This window comes from Alteromonas gracilis, assembly GCF_002993325.1.
Classification (GTDB): Bacteria; Pseudomonadota; Gammaproteobacteria; order Enterobacterales; family Alteromonadaceae; genus Alteromonas; species Alteromonas gracilis.
In genome coordinates, this window is record NZ_PVNO01000003.1 from 65,077 (window position 1) to 83,328 (window position 18,252).

An 18,252-nucleotide genomic window follows, 5' to 3' on the forward strand; every position below is an offset into this window, starting at 1 on the left:
GCGTCAGCTTTTTATTATTTTTAGGGTACACTAGGTGAGTTTTCGTCTGACGGTGACGAGCAGTATCTTAAATAAACAAGCAAGGAAGACCAAATTGTTGATAAGTTTCAAAACCACCATGAAAACTCATACAACGAAGAATTTGTTTGGTAAGTTTCCAACAAAAATACGACCTTCGACATTAGGGCTAGTCTCACTATTCGCCCTCGGCGGCTGTGGCGATCTCTTCGAACCCACCATCAGTGAAATTTGCGAGTCGCACAGCGAAATTTGTCTGGACTTAAGTTTAGACGCACGCTGTCGCGCCGAGCGAGCCGAAATTATTCGCCTTCGCTACTACAACCAAGACTCGAAAGATGACGCATATAAATACCCACTTCTTTTGAATTTCGAAGAATACTTAACGTGTGTAGAAGAAGTGCAACACATTGAGCACATAAAGCGCAAAGGAAAAGAAGCCACCCGACTTAAGGGCGTGATCACCGCTCAACGTGAAATTAAACGGCTTAGTAGAGAAACTAAAGACTCATTAGACCCCTACCTCTCCTACTATCACTGGACTCGTTTCAATGACAAAGATGCTTTTCATCGCTTTGAGCGCTACGCGGCAAGCAATCGGGTTACCGATCCCGCTTTACTGGTATCTCTTGCCTCAGTTCAGATAAAAACCGATTTGAAGCGCACCACAGAAACCCTTTATCGCGCATTAAGCTTATACACCGACAGTGATGATATTGATGTTAGTGTTTTTTATTCACTCGCTTCTATAGGCATGGATATAGACAATTATCGTCGTGCTTATGTTTGGTACGGCGTCGCTGAAGCCTTCGATGAGAGACTTGATGAAACTCAGCGAGTTCAATTGGGGCAACAACACGCACTTCCTACTGAAATACTGGACGCTATCATCGATGAAGTCGTTAGCAGCCTTAAAAGCGCAACCTTCGATGCGAACGCGCTTAGGCTAGATAAGCTCTGATTTTTGAAACTTAGTTACACAATTTTATCGGTAAATAATTAAAAAAACCGCCATTTATGGGCGGTTTTTTTTAATTTTAAAATTGAAGGTCAAACACAAGGTCAATTTTTAATCAGATGTTTACCTTAATCTCCTCTAGCGACGTTGTGAAACTGCAATATCAGCCTCGCACTTTAACGTTGTCTTCGCCCTTAAATGTCATAGACAGTGAGTTTACACAATAGCGCTGCCCCGTTGGCGCAGGCCCATCAGGAAAAACGTGCCCCAGGTGGGAACCACACTGCTTACAAAAAATCTCAACCCTTCGCATACCGTGAGTTAAATCTTCTCTGTAATCCACATTGCCATCATCGAGCTGCTTATAAAAAGATGGCCAACCACAACCGGCATCGAATTTGGTATCTGAAGGAAATAAGGGGGCTTCACAGCACTTACATAAATACAAACCATCTCGCTGCTCATCTAGCAGAACCCCTGTGAAGGGCCGCTCAGTCCCCGCTTCACGACACACATAGTATTCCTGTTCACTTAAATCTGTTTTCCAATCTTTTTCTGTTTTGGATACACCTTCATTATTATCTGTCGACATCGCTTACCTCCTAAAACAAAAAAGGCGTATTTGACAACAAATACACCTTTTTCTTAAAAACGCTCACTCATTAATGACAGGGCTCATAGAGCGATAGCGTTGAATGTTATCAACTATCTTTTGATAGCAGTTTGCGGCCTTGCTGGATCACTCCACTCGATGTGGTACTTCTTACCTGCTGGTTTATCAACACGCTGATAAGTGTGCGCGCCGAAATAATCGCGCTGGCCTTGCAACAGGTTAGCAGGTAATACCGCTGTGCGATAAGAATCGTAATAACTCAATGCTGACATCATTGCAGGACAAGGAACCCCTGCGAGGGTTGCTTGGGCGATAGATTCTCGCCAATCAGCTTGGAATTGAGTGATTTGTTCGGAAAAGAACGGGTCCATCAACAAGTTTGCAAGATCTTCGTTGTTTTCGTAAGCCTTAGAAATCGACTGTAAAAATACCGCGCGAATAATACATCCTGCACGCCAAATTTTTGCGATTTCGCCAAACTCTAACGTCCAACCGTGTTCTTTACCCGCCATAGCCATCAGCTGGAAACCTTGAGCATAAGCACAGATTTTCGAGCAGTAGAGCGCTTGCTCTAGCTTGTTAACGATAGACATTTTTTCTTCATCGCTAAACGTTGGCGCATCTGGACCTGTGAGTACTTTACTAGCTGCCACTCGCTCATCTTTAAGGCTAGATATACTGCGTGCGAATACTGCTGATGTAATAGTTTGCGCCGGGCTACCTACCTGCAATGCGCTTACAGCGGTCCACAGACCCGTTCCTTTCTGGCCTGCCCTGTCTAAAATAACATCAACAAGCGGCTGACTGGTTTCTGGATCCATTTGCTCTAATACTTCGGCACTGATTTCCATCAAATAGCTATTAAGCTTGCCTTGGTTCCACTTGCGAAATACTTCTGCTATTTCAGCAGGCGCCATATGAAGCGCCTCGCGCATCACATGATAGGTTTCGCAAATAAGCTGCATGTCGGCGTACTCTATACCGTTGTGCACCATTTTCACGTAGTGACCCGCTCCAACGGGACCTATATAAGTTGCGCATGGTTCGCCTTTTAACACTGGTTGACCCGGCGTATGACTTTCTAGTGGCTTACCAGTTTCAGGGTCTACTTTCGCAGCAATGGCTTTGAGCACAGGCTCGATACGTGTCCATGCATATGGGTTGCCGGAAGGCATTAAAGACGGGCCAAAGCGCGCACCGACTTCACCGCCAGACACTGCAGTAGAGAAGAAAATAAATTTCCCTTTATACTGCTCTTCGCGGGCTACAGAGTCAGTCCACAAGCTGTTACCTGTATCTACAACGATATCGTCAGCATGAATACCCGCATCAATCAGATGATTACATACATGATCAACTGGGTCGCCCGCAGGCACAGAGATGATAATTAAATGAGGGGCTTTTAATTTACTCAAAAGCTCGGTGTATGAACTACAGCCTTCAACACGAGGCTCAGTATTTTCGGCGCGTTCGCTCTCGTCTTTAGCTAAAATAGACTCAACTTTGTTTTGGTCTAAATCGAAGCACGCGACGCGATAGCCATGGTCCACAAGGTTCATGGTCAGGTTACTACCCATTACCCCTAAACCGATAAAACCAATATCACACGACTTGTCTTCGTGCGAATTACCACCTTTCTTTTGCATAGGAACACCCTCACATTTCAGATGGCTGCGCATGATACCACCTGAAACAATAATGAACAGTCAAACATCGTAATTTCGTCTGCACTGGTGTAAATACCACCACCAGTAAACATAAACAGGCATTAAAGGCTAATTGGTCGGAGATTTTAACCCTGAGCTTCAGCTTACAACCCTATGCTGTATGAAATCCCAACAAAGGTAAAGTCTTAGTCGCTTCAACGCTCTATAGTATAGGGAGAGATTATTCTTAACGCACATCAACGGGAAATCAGTTGCGCTCTACCCAGTAAACTGGGCAAAGCTAAACAGCGTGAGTGATTTACTGGCTTGTAAAAACACCTTTTGGATGCATATTGACGGTTGTTCTTCCAGCGAACTGTATCTGGTATCTAGGTGCATAGTCCATCCCCCTTTTGGAAGCACAGACGGTAGATGGAAGCGCACGTCATTTTCACTGGCGTTAACGCATAAAAACCAATGTTCAGGCTTTTGCTCTCCTAACGCACACCCCTTGATTTCAACGCCAAAGGCCTTGTTGTGTTGCGTATTCCAGTCTTCAGACGCTTTGTCTGAACCATCGGGTTTGTACCAGTTTATTTCTTTTACATTTCGCGACAAGGTAAAAGCATCATCATGAAGCTTTAACTCGCTTAACAGGGAAGACGATTGACGCAGACGAATAACGTATTGACAAAAACTCAGAAAGTCCTGTTTGCGTTTATTCATCTCCCAGTTCAGCCAGCTTATAGGGTTATCCTGGCAGTAAGCGTTATTGTTTCCATTTTGGGTTCGGCTTAGCTCATCGCCACCAAGAATATGGGGCGTACCTTGTGAAAAAATCAAGGTTGCAAAGAGGTTTCGTTTCTGGCGCTCTCGCATGGTGATAATCGATTCATCGTTGGTTTCGCCCTCTACACCATAATTAGCCGAGAGGTTGTGACCGTGACCATCTCTGTTATCTTCCAAGTTATCAAGATTATGACGCTCGGCGTAAGTCACCATATCATGAAGGGTAAATCCATCGTGATAGGTTACGTTATTCACCGATGTACTGATATGTCGACGCCCTTTGTGAAATATATCTCTGGAGCCCATAAGTCGCGTTGCGAAATCAGCTGTTACGCCATCGTCACCGCGCCAAAATGCTCGCACTGTGTCTCTATACTTATCGTTAACCTCAAGCCAAGGCGACGGGAAGTTGCCAACCTGATAACCGCCAGGTCCAATGTCCCAGGGTTCGGCAAGTAATACTTTATCTCTTAGAATAGGATCGGCGCTGATTGCCCGCAGCAAACCGGACTTTTTATTATAATGCTGCGGTTCTCTTCCCAAACAAACAGCTAAGTCAAACCGAAAACCATCAACTCCAATAACCGAGACCCAGTGACGCATCGCATCTAAAATAAGGCCCATCATAAATGGTTGAGCGGTGTTTACGGTGTTACCACAACCTGAATGATTCGAATAGACAAGCTCACCGGTTTTTGTTTGCTCCAATAAGTACGCTTGATAGGGGCAAAATCCTTTATACGATAATATCGGGCCACCCTCTCCTGCTTCTGCCGTATGATTAAATACCACGTCGACAATTACCTCAAGGCCAGCACTGTGGTACGCATCGACCATTGCTTTAAGCTCGGCCAAGGCGTCTGCCACACCGTAGCGAGGCTCTGGCGCGAAAAAATTAACCGGGTTATAACCCCAATAATTCGTCAGGCCCTTATCTGTAATAAACGGTTCGGGCATGAATGAGCACAAAGGCATAAACTGCACCGTAGTGATACCCAGCGCCTTTAAATGGTTAATTACGCTTGGATGCGCCGCCCCTATAAATTTGCCTCTATGCTCTTTCGGTACATCGGGGTGAAGCTTGGTGAGCCCTTTGACGTGGGCTTCATAAACAACACGCTTGTGTTTTGGAATAACAGGGGAACTTGCATGGCTAACAGCGTAAGAGCTATCGTCTATAACAATACACTTTGGGATCATAAACTGAGAGTCATGCTTGTAACGTCGCGCATCCCACTTTATCGCACGGCTTAATTTCTTTGCGTAAGGATCGATAAGTAATTTGTCAGTGGGCACTGAGTGCAAACCGCCCTCACCCCGCTCAACACGATATCCATAGTACTGCCCTGCACTAACGCCGCTGAAATGACCATGCCAAACCTCGCCTGTTTTTTCCGGCAACGGATGCTCGCTTATCGCCTCTTCTGTATCGCTATTGAAAAAACACAATATTACCGCTTTCGCGTCTGGTGCATATACCGCGAAATTACATCCTTCTTTTGTAATAGATGCGCCTAATGGATACGGCTGGCCTATTGCATTTATTTCAATTAGCGCGGTTGTTTGTATCTCGTTCACAACGTTCTCAATGTACTATTAGCTTAACGGTTTAGTCTAAGTTGGTAATATAAAACACAGTAGACAGGGGCGGTAACGTTACCTCCACAGAATAGGGTCGATCATTCCATGGAGTGTTTTGCGTATCAACTTCAGAAACCACTTCATAATTGCTTCCCCAGAATTCGCTGGCATCCGTATTCAAAGCCAATGATAACGAACACGCCTCATCAACACCTATCCTGAAATGCTTACGCGGTACAGGAGTGAAGTTAGATACAACATAGACCTTTTGTTTTGCGTCTTTAGATGTTCGTACAAATGACACAACGCTCTGGTCGGCATTACCGTGGTCTAACCAAGCGAAACCGGCGGGATTGTGATCTTGTTCATACAACGCAGGCGTCGACGTATAAAGATGATTAAGCGCCTTGTTGAGGGTCTGAACACCCTTGTGCTTGTCGTAATCTAGAAGATGCCAGTCAAGACTGCTGTCATGATTCCATTCACGGGCCTGCGCGAGCTCGTTCCCCATGAAATTTAGCTTCTTACCAGGGTGGCCATACATAAAACCGGCGTAACAGCGTAAATTTGCTGCCTGCTGCCATTCATCCCCCGGCATCTTATGCAGCATACTGCCCTTTCCGTGCACAACTTCATCGTGTGAAATAGGCAGTACAAAGTTTTCATCAAACGCATACACCATACTGAACGTGATATCACCATGGTGATAATTGCGATATGCGGGGTCTTTAGCAATGTAATGTAAAGAATCGTGCATCCAACCCATATTCCACTTAAAACCGAAACCTAGGCCGCCATCGAATACAGGGCGAGAAACCTTGGGAAACGACGTCGATTCTTCGGCAATCGTCATGGCGTCTGGGTAGTGTTTATATACTTCCTCGTTCATCCACTTAAGCAAACTGATGGCTTCATAGTTTTCGTTACCACCGTCCACGTTCGGGATCCACTCGCCGTCATTGCGCGAGTAATCGAGATATAGCATTGAAGCTACGGCATCAACACGCAGTCCGTCCACGTGGAATTTATCTAACCAAAATAGCGCATTTGCCACTAGGAACTGGCGAACAGTATCTTTACCGAAATCATAAATGCATGAGTTCCAGTCTGGGTGCCAGCCTTTGCGTGGGTCCTCGTATTCATAAACGCAAGAACCATCGAATCGGGCTAAACCATGTCCATCTTCAGGGAAATGAGCGGGGACCCAATCGATAATGACGCCAATTCCAGCTTGGTGGCATTTATCAACGAAATATTTAAAGTCATCCGGGTTACCGAAACGACTGGTGGGTGCAAACATACCTACGGGCTGATACCCCCATGAACCATCAAACGGAAACTCAGAAATAGGGAGAAGTTCGACGTGGGTGTAGCCCATGTCACTAACATAAGCAACCAAATCTTCAGCAAGCTCACGATAAGTCAGGTAGCGAGCACCAGACGCATCGTCCGGGCGTTTCCACGAGCCTAAATGTACCTCATAAATACTCATGGGGCTTTGGTACTTATTTTTACCGCGCTGTTCCATCCAAACTCGGTCGTTCCACTCATAGGTATCGTGGTTGAAGATTTTTGAAGCGTGCGATGGATACTGTTCGGCACTGAAGCCCAGCGGGTCAGCTTTATGTGGTAAGTCGTGCCCGTGGGCGTCTTTGATATGGTACTTGTAACGTTCGCCCTCAGTCAGTTCTGGTACAAAAAGCACCCAATAACCCATTGACGTCTTTTCCATGGGGTGCATACGCCCATCCCACTGATTGAAATCTCCGATGAGGGAAACGGTGCTGGCGTTAGGCGCAAAAACACAAAATCTTACACCGCTAATTTCGTTTCCGCTGCCTGTAGTGAGGGATATAAGCTGTGCGCCAGCTTGCTTGTATAAATTTTCCGGTGCGCTATCAATATAGTGGACTGCATGATAGGCCTGCTCCTTGAACTGATAGGGGTCGATATTGCCTTTTTTATCTTGTGAGCCTTGAGTGATAACCCGATAAACTTCACCGTCATAACCTTTTGGTAGCGACGCCTCAAACAAACCATCTTTTGATGAGAGCGTTAAATCTTCAAGCGCAGAATTTTCCCATTGAATGGTGATTCCTTGAGCATTAGGGCGCCATACTCGAAGTTTCGACTCATTACTATTTGTTATTATTCCAAGTTGGGAAAAGGGCTGAGAACATAATACCTGTTCAAACTGCTGCGCTAATTGCATTCGCTACTCCTATTAAAAACCCGCATTTCAGCGGGTTGAATTGAGGGCTTGAGTGCGCCTTATTGCGTTCAAGCCCTGTCGAAAGCACCGTTATGGCACTTTATCTTACTCGATTAAGTAACCTAGGCAACCATCAATTACCGTTTCTTCGATAATGATGATTAGGGACACACGCCCTACCCTTGGCTCGCTTGCTTTCGTGCTTGAGTAAGTTTAGACGCTAAATCATTTATATCATGTCTTTCGAACATCGATTCAATATTCTCGGTGAGTTTTCTGCGCCAGTTAGGATATTCGTTAAACGTACCCGGAATATTGACCGGCTTATCCATCTCTAACCAGTCTTCTAACTGAAGACTCAAGAGCGCGCTAGACCCACCTGCCATATGAACTTGCATCCCGTTGTTAAGTTCTCGGTTCATACCTGTGAAATTAACATCGTGACCCACGTTGTCACCAATTGAACCATGGCCGTGCAGGGTATTTAGAATTTCCTGCTTATTTTCATGGCGGTCTGCATACAAGGTCTGCAGAATTTCATCCGTAGGATAAAGACCGATATCTTTGCCTAGTTCAAGGTCTAAACAGTGCCAGTAACCAATTAGCGTTGGCATATCGTGAGTAGTTAATGTGGACATAGACTGAACAGGATAATGGCTTGGTGAGAAGAAACCACCGTCTTCAGCTTGTTCAAAGAAAAACACACGATAAGAATACACGCCGTTATCTGCAAGCTTACTGCGAATTTCCTCTGGCACCGTACCTAAATCTTCACCAATGACCAGGCTCTCGTTGCGGTGACTTTCTAGTGCAAGTATGCCTAAGAGGTCATCTACCGGGTAATACACGTATCCGCCATCTTTTGCGTTATCGCCTTTAACAACCCACCACAAACGCAGTAGCGCCATCACGTGGTCAATACGCAGTGAGCCCGAAGACGCCATGTTCGAAGCAAATAAGTCGATGATTGGCTGATAGCCCTGTTCGTAAAGTTTACGCGGATCCATAGGTGGTAAGCCCCAATTTTGACCCAATGGACCTAAAATATCGGGTGGCGCCCCCACGCTCGCGTTAGTGCAGTAGAGGTCTTTGTTACCCCAAATTTCAGCACTGCCTTCACTAACGCCGACGGCTAAATCGCGATAAAGACCAATGGTCATGCCTGCGTCGGTTGCTTTGCTGCTTGCTAGTTCAAGCTGCTGTGCCGCAATCCACTGCAGAAACAAATAGAATTTCACTTCTTGCTCGTTCGCGCGCTTAAATTTAGCCACGGCAGGGTTGTGATAATCTTTGAATTCCTGAGGAAATACTGGCCAGCCCCAGCTCTCTTTACCATCAGCTTTTAAGTGCGACTGCAGCGCATCGTATACCGCCAACATATCTAAGCTTTCACCGCCAGCTTCAACAAACGCTTTAAACGCTTTATTTTGTTTAGTGTTTTTACATAGATATTTTGCGTTGTACACCTCAAAAACAGCTTTAAGTGCAGCTAATTTCAGATGGGCGACTGCTTCATAATCCACGTGTTCCACATTGCGAGCATGTTCAAGAGTCGCTTTAAAATCATCACTATTTACTAGGCTTTGTACGGACGCATCGTCGTAACCTTCAATGGCAGTTACATCAATGTATAAATAATTCAACCAACGACGAGAACTTGGCCCGTATGGCGAGCACGCATTTGGATTAGCGGGATATAAAGCATGAATTGGATTGAGGCCAATAAAATCCGCACCAACACCTGCTGCTTTTTCTATGAGTAATGAAAGGTCAGAAAAGTCACCAATACCCCAGTTCTTTTCACTACGCACGCAATAAAGTTGAACGCTTAAGCCCCAAATTTTCTTGCCTTCTTTGATTTCACTTGGCGTGTAGCACGCTTCTGGCGCAACGATAATACGGGATCGCGCGAATTCATCGTTGTCAGCACTTAATACCACATCGTGATAACCCAATGGTAAATCCAAAGGTACTGTTACAACGTACTCATGAAACTCGACTTCGTCGATGTGAGCCATTGTCGTCATTTCTTGATCAACAGGGATAAATGTGTGCGCTTTAACCTCACCGTTTTCGCAAGTGATGGTAAGGGTATGTTCGTCGTTGACCAATTCGATAGGAAGACGAACTGCAACGATAATTTCTTCGGTATTGCGAACAACCTGAACAGGGTTAAGCGGCGACAACCATACCGATTTAACGTCTTGTGTTATTTGTGACTGAATTTTTTCGTCACTACTAGTGTCATAACCAAGTGTGTTGAGCAACTTGGCTTTGCTTGATTCTGCGATGGTTGCAGGTTTTCCCCATGCGTCGACATATTGGGTTTCGATGCCCCGCATTTCAACCAGTTGTTGCAGAAGTTGTTGTGTCATGGTTTGTCATTCCTGTTATTCGGTGAGAGACGCAGTATCTGAAAAAAGCGAACGCGTCGCATACAATTTTTTAACATTATTCTAGAAACATGAGCTCGACGATATCTGAATACGATTGCAAAAGTATTAATTCGTAATTTTGCAACACTTTTGCTTTTTATTTTGCTAATTATGGCATTTTGATCCATACTTTACGTAATTTATTTTCATTTTATTTAAACAATCGGGGTACGTTATGACAATTCGCATCGGTATCAATGGTTTTGGCCGTATTGGTCGCCTAGTAATGCGTGCAGCAGCAGAGCGCAACGACATCGAAGTTGTAGCTATTAACGACTTGCTAGACACAGATTACATTGCTTATCTTCTGAAGTACGACTCGACTCACGGTTTATTCGACGGTGAAGTTACGGTTGATAACAACAACCTAGTAGTAAACGGTAAAACTATTCGTATCACTTCAGAAAGAGATCCAGCAGCACTTAAGTGGAATGAAGTAGACGTTGACGTTGTTGTTGAATCTACCGGTCTATTCCTAACAAAAGAAACGGCGGCTAAACACATCGAAGCAGGTGCTAAAAAGGTTGTTATGTCTGCGCCTTCAAAAGATGATACGCCTATGTTTGTTATGGGTGTTAACCAAGACAGCTACGCGGGCGAAACCATCGTATCGAACGCGTCGTGTACTACTAACTGTTTAGCGCCACTTGCTAAAGTACTTAATGACAAGTTTGGCATTGTTGATGGTCTAATGACAACCGTTCACGCGACAACGGCTACACAGAAAACTGTAGATGGCCCATCTATGAAAGATTGGCGCGGCGGTCGTGGTGCTGGCCAAAACATCATTCCATCGTCAACGGGTGCAGCGAAAGCTGTAGGTAAAGTAATTCCGGAACTAAACGGCAAACTTACGGGCATGGCTTTCCGTGTGCCTACACCAAACGTTTCAGTTGTAGATCTTACTGTTAACTTGGCAAAGCCTGCAAGCTACGCTGAAATCTGCGCTGCCATGAAAGAAGCCTCTGAAGGCGATTTAAAAGGTATCATGGGTTACACCGAAGATGCTGTTGTTTCTAATGATTTCGTTGGCGACGCTCGCACATCTGTTTTTGACGCCACGGCAGGTATCGCATTAACTGATACATTCGTTAAACTGGTATCTTGGTACGATAACGAATGGGGCTACTCAAACAAAGTTCTTGACCTTGTGGCTCACATATCAAAGTAAAAAACCAAATTTTGCAAAAATAGTTAAACTAATTTTGTATAAGTTGAGTTAATCTAAAGGTGTAAACAATGCGTTTGCACCTTTTTTGTTTTTGAAAGTGACGCTTTCTATTAACACGATGTTCTAGCGATACATGTTTTCCCGTCGCTTATCTTTTTTGTTCTCTTATTTGTCCAAGGAGGGCTTATGCCGCCTGTTAATTCAGTTACCGTTAGCGAGTCTAATGGACTCACCTTTTTAGATGTGAGTAATTCGTTCGCTTCAGCACGTATAAGCCTATTTGGCGGCCATATTCTTTCTTATATTCCAAAAGTCGACGAACGAGAACGACTCTGGGTAAGTCCTCACGCCTATTTAAATGGCGAACGTCCTATTCGTGGCGGTATTCCAGTATGCTGGCCTTGGTTTAGCGACGATCACGGCCGCGAGAAGGGTGCACTCCCCTCTCATGGTTTTTTAAGAACACAAGTGTGGAAGCTGGTTAATTCAGAGGATACAGACAAGGGAACAACGATAACCCTTTCTCCAAGCTTTACCCGTGCAGAAGGGTTCGAAAACGACTGCAGCGTTATTATGAAAATTGCCGTCGGTGAAGCGCTAGAAGTCTTGCTCGTTACAGAAAATACAGGTGTAGTACCATTCGAGTTCAATTGCGCATTACATACTTACTTTCAAGTAGATCACATCCAACATACGCAGATAAACGGTATTGAAGGCCAATACAAAGATAAGCTAGATGATTGGGCCTTAAAATCTACACCTGTGCCATATACGATTACTGGTGAAACAGACCGAATACATGTTGCCCCGATTAAAACCGCTGAAATCGAAGTGGACGGCAGTACATTTACCGAAGTTGTTTCTGAAGGTAATGATTCGCTTGTGATATGGAACCCGTGGCAGGGTGCGGCCTCTATTTCAGATATGGATCCCTTCGGCTATAAACATATGCTATGCGTAGAGACATCTTTAACACAAGGTCAAACGTTAGCCCCTGGTGAAAGCCATGCACTCAAGCAAACTATCATTCCTAGATAGTACATTTAGCAATGTGTTGATATCTAGCGCCTCAAAGTGCTTTTTATCAGCAAATATAAAAAACCTGCACAGTGGCAGGTTTTTTTATATTTAAAAGCGTTTTGCTTTTACTGCTTTGCGCCTGCAACAGCTTCTTTAGCAAGCTGGGTAATACGCGCCCAATCACCTGACTCAATTGCGTCGTCAGGGGCAAGCCATGAACCACCTACACATTTAACGTTGTTAAGTGCTAGGTAGTCGTTGTAGTTGTTTGGACCAATACCGCCTGTTGGGCAGAACGTCACATCAGGGAAAGGACCACTAATAGACTTGATAGCTTTAACACCGCCTGACGCTTCTGCAGGGAAGAACTTCATGTGGGTGTAGCCTGCATCCTTGCCTTTCATCAGGTCAGACGTAGAAGAAATGCCAGGGATAAGCGGAATATCTGCATCCATACCTGCTTTAAGTAGGTCAGCAGTCATGCCTGGACTGATGGCAAACTTAGCCCCTGCTTCAATTACCGCTTTAAGCTGCTGCGCATTGGTTACCGTGCCTGCTCCGATAAGTGAATCAGGTACTTCCTCTGCAATACGCTTGATCACGTCAATTGCCGCTGGCGTACGCAAGGTCACTTCTAATACCTTGATCCCGCCTTCCATTAGCGCTTTTGCCAGAGGAACGGCTTTTTCCACGTCGTTGATAACCAGTACAGGTACCACTGGACCGGCTGCAAAAATTTCCTCTGGAGAGGTTTTCCATTTGGTTGTCATAATTTAGCTCGCTGTATTTTGATTCAGATATGCAGCCGCACCCAATAGACCATGATCAGGCTCTGCAATTAAATAGGTGGGAATGTCTTTCACGTAATGCTTCATCTGCCCTTTTGCCTCAAAACGAGCTCTAAAATCACTGTTTTGAATAAATTCAGGGAAGCGGTTGGCAATACCACCGCCAATGAAGATGCCGCCAGTCGTGGCCATGTTAAGCGCTAAATTACCTGCGAAACTACCCATAATGCGACAAAATTGCGTAAGCGTTGCTTCTGCAATCTTACACGTACCGTTAAGGGCTGCTTCTGTAATTTGCGCTGGCTCTGTGAAAGTCACTGGCGCGTTTGCGTCAGTAGCCAGTGCTGTATAGATGTTATGCAGCCCGCGACCCGACATTACTTCTTCAGCAGACGCTCTGCCCAAAGTGTTTTGCAGGTGACGCCACACTACAACGTCAGTTTCATCAACAGGGGCAAAATCTACGTGACCGCCTTCACCATCAAGGGTCTGCCAGCCAGAAGACGTCATTGTGATGTGTTCAACACCAAGACCCGTCCCCGGACCAAAAACAGCAATATTGCCATTTTCTTTCGCGATACCTTCGCCAATTTGTACCACCTGTTCTTTACCCAACACGGGTAAAGAGTGCGCTACCGCCGTAAAGTCGTTAATAACAAACAGCGCATCTAGCTTAAGCTGAGTGCGAAGTGCATTTTGTGAAAACGCCCAGCTGTGATTTGTCATTTCGACTTGATCGCCAAGCACAGGGCATGCAATGGCAATACAACCTTGCGTAAAGGTGTGTTGCGCCATATCAGAAAAGTATTGGCCTATGGCCAAATCTATACTGGCAAAGTCATTGCACATGTACTTTTTAATGTCGGCTACACCAGACTCGGTTACCCTTGCAACGCGAATATTTGTGCCGCCAACATCAGCCACAAACTTCTGGCTCATTATGCTTGCTCCTGCGTATAAAACAGAGAACACGCTCCTTCTTCTGCGCCAGTAAGTATTGCACGCATACCTGCGAACATCTCACGTCCCATGCCTATGTGATGCTTAGCTAGGTTTGCTGGCGCAGCCTCACGAGCGGCCAACGTTTCATCATCAACATGCAAGGTAAGCGCACCGGTTTCGGTGTTAAGCTCAATGATGTCGCCCTCTTGCACTTTAGCAAGCAAGCCACCTTTGTACGCTTCCGGAGTCACATGGATAGCAGCAGGTACCTTACCTGATGCACCCGACATACGACCGTCAGTTACAAGGGCTACTTTGAAGCCGCGGTCTTGAAGTACACCAAGCGGTGGCGTTAATCGGTGAAGCTCTGGCATACCAATCGCTGATGGGCCTTGGAAGCGAACAACAACAATGCAATCTTTGTCTAGCTTGCCAGATTTGAACGCATCATCTAACTCGAATTGGTCTTCGAAAACCACGGCCGGTGCTTTGATGTTGCAGTGCGGAGTGCGAAGCGCAGAAGTCTTGATTACGCCACGGCCTAGGTTGCCGTCAAGCACACTCAAGCCACCGTCTGGTTTAAACGGGTTTTCTACTGTAGCAAGTACTTCTTTATCGAGTGACTCAGTAGGGCCATCTCGCCATTCTAACTCACCATCTTTCAAAACAGGCTCTTTGGTATATAAATCTAAGCCTTCACCAACAATTGTTTTCACATCGTTGTGCAGTAGGCCCGCATCAAGCAGTTGCTTGATAAGTAAAGACATACCACCAGCGGCAACGAAGTGATTGATATCAGCTGAACCATTTGGATAGATGCGAGTTAACAGCGGCACTGCATTAGAGATATCTGAGAAGTCATCCCAATTTACGATGTAGCCTGCAGAACGCGCAACGGCAATTAGGTGCATCGTATGGTTAGTAGAACCACCTGTTGCAAGCAGACCCACTAGACCGTTCACAATGGCCTTAGCGTCTACAATATGACCAATTGGCGTGTAGTTGTCACCAAGGTCAGTTAAGCGCGTTGCTTGAACCGCTGCTGCTTTGGTAAGTGCGTCACGTAACGGTGTACCCGGATTAACAAAAGAAGAACCCGGTAAATGTAAGCCCATCATTTCAACAACTAGCTGGTTAGAGTTTGCTGTACCGTAAAAAGTACAAGTACCTGCTGAGTGATATGACTGAGATTCAGCTTCAAGTAGTGCGTCGCGACCCACTTTGCCTTCAGCAAATTCTTGGCGAACCCGTGCTTTTTCTTTGTTTGGCAGACCCGATGGCATTGGACCAGCTGGAACAAAAACGGTTGGCAAGTGACCAAAAGTTAATGCACCCATCAATAGTCCAGGTACGATTTTATCGCAGATACCAAGCATCAACGTACTATCGAACATGTTATGTGAAAGTGCGATAGCTGCACCCTGAGCAATGTTGTCACGGCTCATTAAGCTTAAGTCCATACCAGACTGGCCTTGGGTAACGCCGTCACACATTGCAGGAACACCACCTGCGAACTGCGCAACACTGCCAACTTCTTTGACGGCTTCACGAATGATCGCTGGGTACGTCTCATACGGCTGATGTGCAGAAAGCATATCGTTATAAGCAGACACAATAGCTACGTTGGCTTTGGTCATTGACCGAAGATCAGCTTTTTCGCTTGTACCACATGCCGCAAAGCCGTGAGCCAAGTTGCCGCATGAAAGCACACCGCGGTGTGGACCTTGACGACGAGCTGCTTCAATCTTTTCTAAATACGCTTTACGCGTTTCTTTACTACGCTCGATAATTCGTTGCGTAACTTCAGCAATTTTTGGATTCATGTTTGTCTCCTATGGCGCCCACATCAAAGTAACCGGCGCACGGTTAACTACAGCGGTGATGGGCTTTTGCGCTTCGGTGGCATTTTCAATAGCATCTAGCAATACTTGCTTTTTCTTTTCGCCCGTTAAGTGCAAAAAGATATTACGGCTATTTAGTAACGCTGGTAGCGTTAGTGAAATACGTTGATGAGGTGCTGTTGTAGGTTGAACAGCAATGCATGTTCTGCCGCTGCTCATATCTAAGCCGTCAAGGACTTGCTCAGAACAAGGGAAAAGCGAAGCAGTATGTCCGTCTTCTCCCATTCCAAGAATTAATGCATCAAAGGGCTGTGGCATGCTAGCTAAATTTGATTCAGCTGCATTCACGCCTTCGTTTGCATCATCAGCGTCACTTTTCAATTCGATAAAACGAGCTGCTGCGGCTTTATTTTGAATTAAATTATTTTTTACTAAACTGGTGTTGCTGGCCTCGTGGCCCTCTTCTACCCAACGCTCATCGGCAAGGGTAATGTCAACTTTATCCCACTCTAAATCGGTTTCGCTTAACTGTTTAAACAGCGCAAGCGGCGTACGACCGCCACTAACGATAAGCGAGGCACGACCTCGTGTTTTGATACCTGTTTTGAGAATACTTACTAAATCTTGCGCAAAGGCGTCAGTAAGCGCGTCAGGCGTTTCGAATGATAGAGTTGTTAATGCCATACTATTTCTTCTTCCCTGTTTTGCTTTCATACCAGCTGCGGTTTTCGCGAGCAAGAAGACCAATAGAGTCTACTGGTCCCCATGTACCTGCTTGATATGGCTCTGGCGGCTCACTTGATTGCTTCCACGCCTCAAGTATTGAGTCTACCCATGTCCATGCTTGTTCAATTTCATCACGGCGTACGAATAGCGCCTGATTACCAAGCATCACTTCAAGGAGTAATTTTTCGTAGGCGTCTGGAATGCGCTCGTCAGCAAACGCTTCAGAGAAGCTCAAGTTAAGCTTAGATTTTTGAAGATCCATAGAACCTGAGCTGGTAAGGCCGGGAACTTTGTTCATTACGGTGATCTCTACACCTTCATCAGGCTGTAGACGAATAACCAGCTTGTTAGGTGGAAGATTCTTAAAGCTATCGCCGAATAAGTTGTGCGGCTGGCGCTTGAAGTAAATAACAACTTCACTCACCTTAGTTGGCATGCGCTTACCTGTACGCAGGTAGAACGGCACGCCGGCCCAACGCCAGTTGTCAATTTCCGCTTTAATAGCAATAAAGGTTTCAGTTTTGCTCTGCGTATTGGCACCTTCTTCTTCTAGGTATCCAGGTACTTCTTCGCCCTTAACAAAGCCCGAGGTATATTGGCCACGTACCGTGCTTTCATTGATATTAAACGAATTAATTGGACGAAGCGCTTTTAGCACTTTCAGTTTTTCGTCGCGAATGCTGTCAGCATCTAGCGTTGTTGGCGGCTCCATGGCCACTAGGCTCAAAATTTGTAATAAATGGTTTTGAACCATATCACGCATTTGACCAGCATCATCAAAATAACCCCAGCGACCTTCAATACCTACTGATTCAGCAACTGAAATTTGAACGTGATCGATACAGTTGTGATCCCAGTTTGTCGCGAAAATTGAGTTTGCGAAACGAAGTGATACCAGGTTAAGAACCGTTTCTTTACCTAAATAGTGGTCAATACGATAGATTTGTTTTTCGTCGAAGTATTCGGCAACTTGCTCATTGATAACCTTAGAGGATTCCAAATCGTGACCGATTGGTTTCTCAAGCACTACACGAACACTTGAATCGATAATTTTGCAGCTGTGTAAGCCGCGGCAAATATCGCCGTAGATAGCTGGAGGTGTCGCTAAGTAGCATACCATTGTGCGGGTAGGATCGACATGGTCGTCAAGAACACAGTAGCTATCAACATCTTTCATGTCGACGCAGGCGTAATGTAAACGCGCTTTCATGCGTTCCCAAGTTTCTTCACACAAGTTCTTTTCACCGAACTTAACAAGGTTCGTGTGAACTTCTTCAATGTAAGCTTCAAGCTCCATTTCCTGACGCGCAACACCAACAATAGTAGTGTCTGGATGCATCAGATTTGCTTTCTCAAGCTGATATAAAGAAGGCAGCAACTTGCGTCGTGAAAGATCTCCCAGCGTACCAAAAAGTACAAAATCACAGGGTTCGTAGGAATTATCCAATACCATATTCGTCGACCTTTTAAATGTATGTGTCCGCAGCGTATTGTACAGTTATTTACAACACT

At 45.3% G+C, this 18,252-nt stretch carries 13 protein-coding genes; 3 read left to right on the plus strand and 10 right to left on the minus strand.

The annotated features are described in order from the left end of the window. Positions 1-94: 94 nt before the first annotated feature. The gene (locus C6Y39_RS02345; RefSeq protein ID WP_105929727.1) at positions 95-979 is read left to right on the plus strand and encodes a DUF2989 domain-containing protein; all 885 of its coding nucleotides are present in this window, start codon (positions 95-97) and stop codon (positions 977-979) included. 160 nt (positions 980-1,139) lie between these two features. On the opposite strand, the gene msrB is transcribed toward C6Y39_RS02345, so the two are convergent. From msrB to malQ, 5 genes are all read right to left on the minus strand, one after another. Beyond that, positions 1,140-1,568 carry a peptide-methionine (R)-S-oxide reductase MsrB gene (msrB, locus tag C6Y39_RS02350; protein WP_105929728.1) on the minus strand — a complete coding sequence of 143 codons (429 nt, stop codon included), beginning with the start codon at positions 1,566-1,568 and terminating at the stop codon, positions 1,140-1,142. A gap of 113 nt (positions 1,569-1,681) precedes the next feature. Continuing rightward, on the minus strand, positions 1,682-3,235 hold the full coding sequence (gene gndA / locus C6Y39_RS02355) for an NADP-dependent phosphogluconate dehydrogenase (protein WP_105929729.1): 1,554 nt from the start codon (positions 3,233-3,235) through the stop codon (positions 1,682-1,684). Positions 3,236-3,514: 279 nt separating this feature from the next. Then, entirely contained in the window at positions 3,515-5,602 is a 2,088-nt protein-coding gene (gene glgX, locus C6Y39_RS02360) for a glycogen debranching protein GlgX (RefSeq protein ID WP_105929730.1), read from the minus strand. A 31-nt stretch (positions 5,603-5,633) separates the two neighbouring features. After that, the gene (gene glgB / locus C6Y39_RS02365) at positions 5,634-7,817 is read right to left on the minus strand and encodes a 1,4-alpha-glucan branching protein GlgB (protein ID WP_105929731.1); all 2,184 of its coding nucleotides are present in this window, start codon (positions 7,815-7,817) and stop codon (positions 5,634-5,636) included. 176 nt (positions 7,818-7,993) lie between these two features. Beyond that, on the minus strand, positions 7,994-10,192 hold the full coding sequence (gene malQ, locus C6Y39_RS02370; RefSeq protein WP_105929732.1) for a 4-alpha-glucanotransferase: 2,199 nt from the start codon (positions 10,190-10,192) through the stop codon (positions 7,994-7,996). Positions 10,193-10,427: 235 nt separating this feature from the next. Between malQ and gap the strand changes: the two genes are divergently transcribed. Beyond that, positions 10,428-11,423: a type I glyceraldehyde-3-phosphate dehydrogenase gene (gap, locus tag C6Y39_RS02375; protein ID WP_105929733.1), complete on the plus strand. Its 996-nt coding sequence runs from the start codon at positions 10,428-10,430 to the stop codon at positions 11,421-11,423. Positions 11,424-11,609: 186 nt separating this feature from the next. Continuing rightward, a complete protein-coding gene (locus C6Y39_RS02380) occupies positions 11,610-12,461 on the plus strand; it encodes a D-hexose-6-phosphate mutarotase (RefSeq protein ID WP_105929734.1) in 852 nt (283 codons plus the stop codon). Positions 12,462-12,568: 107 nt separating this feature from the next. On the opposite strand, the gene C6Y39_RS02385 is transcribed toward C6Y39_RS02380, so the two are convergent. Genes C6Y39_RS02385 through zwf form a run of 5 tightly spaced genes read right to left on the minus strand, consistent with a single transcriptional unit; the run spans position 12,569 to position 18,193 of the window. Further along, entirely contained in the window at positions 12,569-13,213 is a 645-nt protein-coding gene (locus C6Y39_RS02385) for a bifunctional 4-hydroxy-2-oxoglutarate aldolase/2-dehydro-3-deoxy-phosphogluconate aldolase (RefSeq protein ID WP_105929735.1), read from the minus strand. 3 nt (positions 13,214-13,216) lie between these two features. Then, on the minus strand, positions 13,217-14,170 hold the full coding sequence (locus C6Y39_RS02390) for a glucokinase (protein ID WP_105929736.1): 954 nt from the start codon (positions 14,168-14,170) through the stop codon (positions 13,217-13,219). Further along, positions 14,170-15,996 carry a phosphogluconate dehydratase gene (gene edd, locus C6Y39_RS02395; RefSeq protein ID WP_105929737.1) on the minus strand — a complete coding sequence of 609 codons (1,827 nt, stop codon included), beginning with the start codon at positions 15,994-15,996 and terminating at the stop codon, positions 14,170-14,172. Before edd ends, C6Y39_RS02390 begins: the two co-directional genes overlap by 1 nt. Before the next feature lie 9 nt (positions 15,997-16,005). After that, positions 16,006-16,698: a 6-phosphogluconolactonase gene (pgl, locus tag C6Y39_RS02400; protein WP_105929738.1), complete on the minus strand. Its 693-nt coding sequence runs from the start codon at positions 16,696-16,698 to the stop codon at positions 16,006-16,008. 1 nt (position 16,699) lies between these two features. Further along, a complete protein-coding gene (gene zwf / locus C6Y39_RS02405) occupies positions 16,700-18,193 on the minus strand; it encodes a glucose-6-phosphate dehydrogenase (protein WP_105929739.1) in 1,494 nt (497 codons plus the stop codon). Positions 18,194-18,252: the final 59 nt, after the last annotated feature.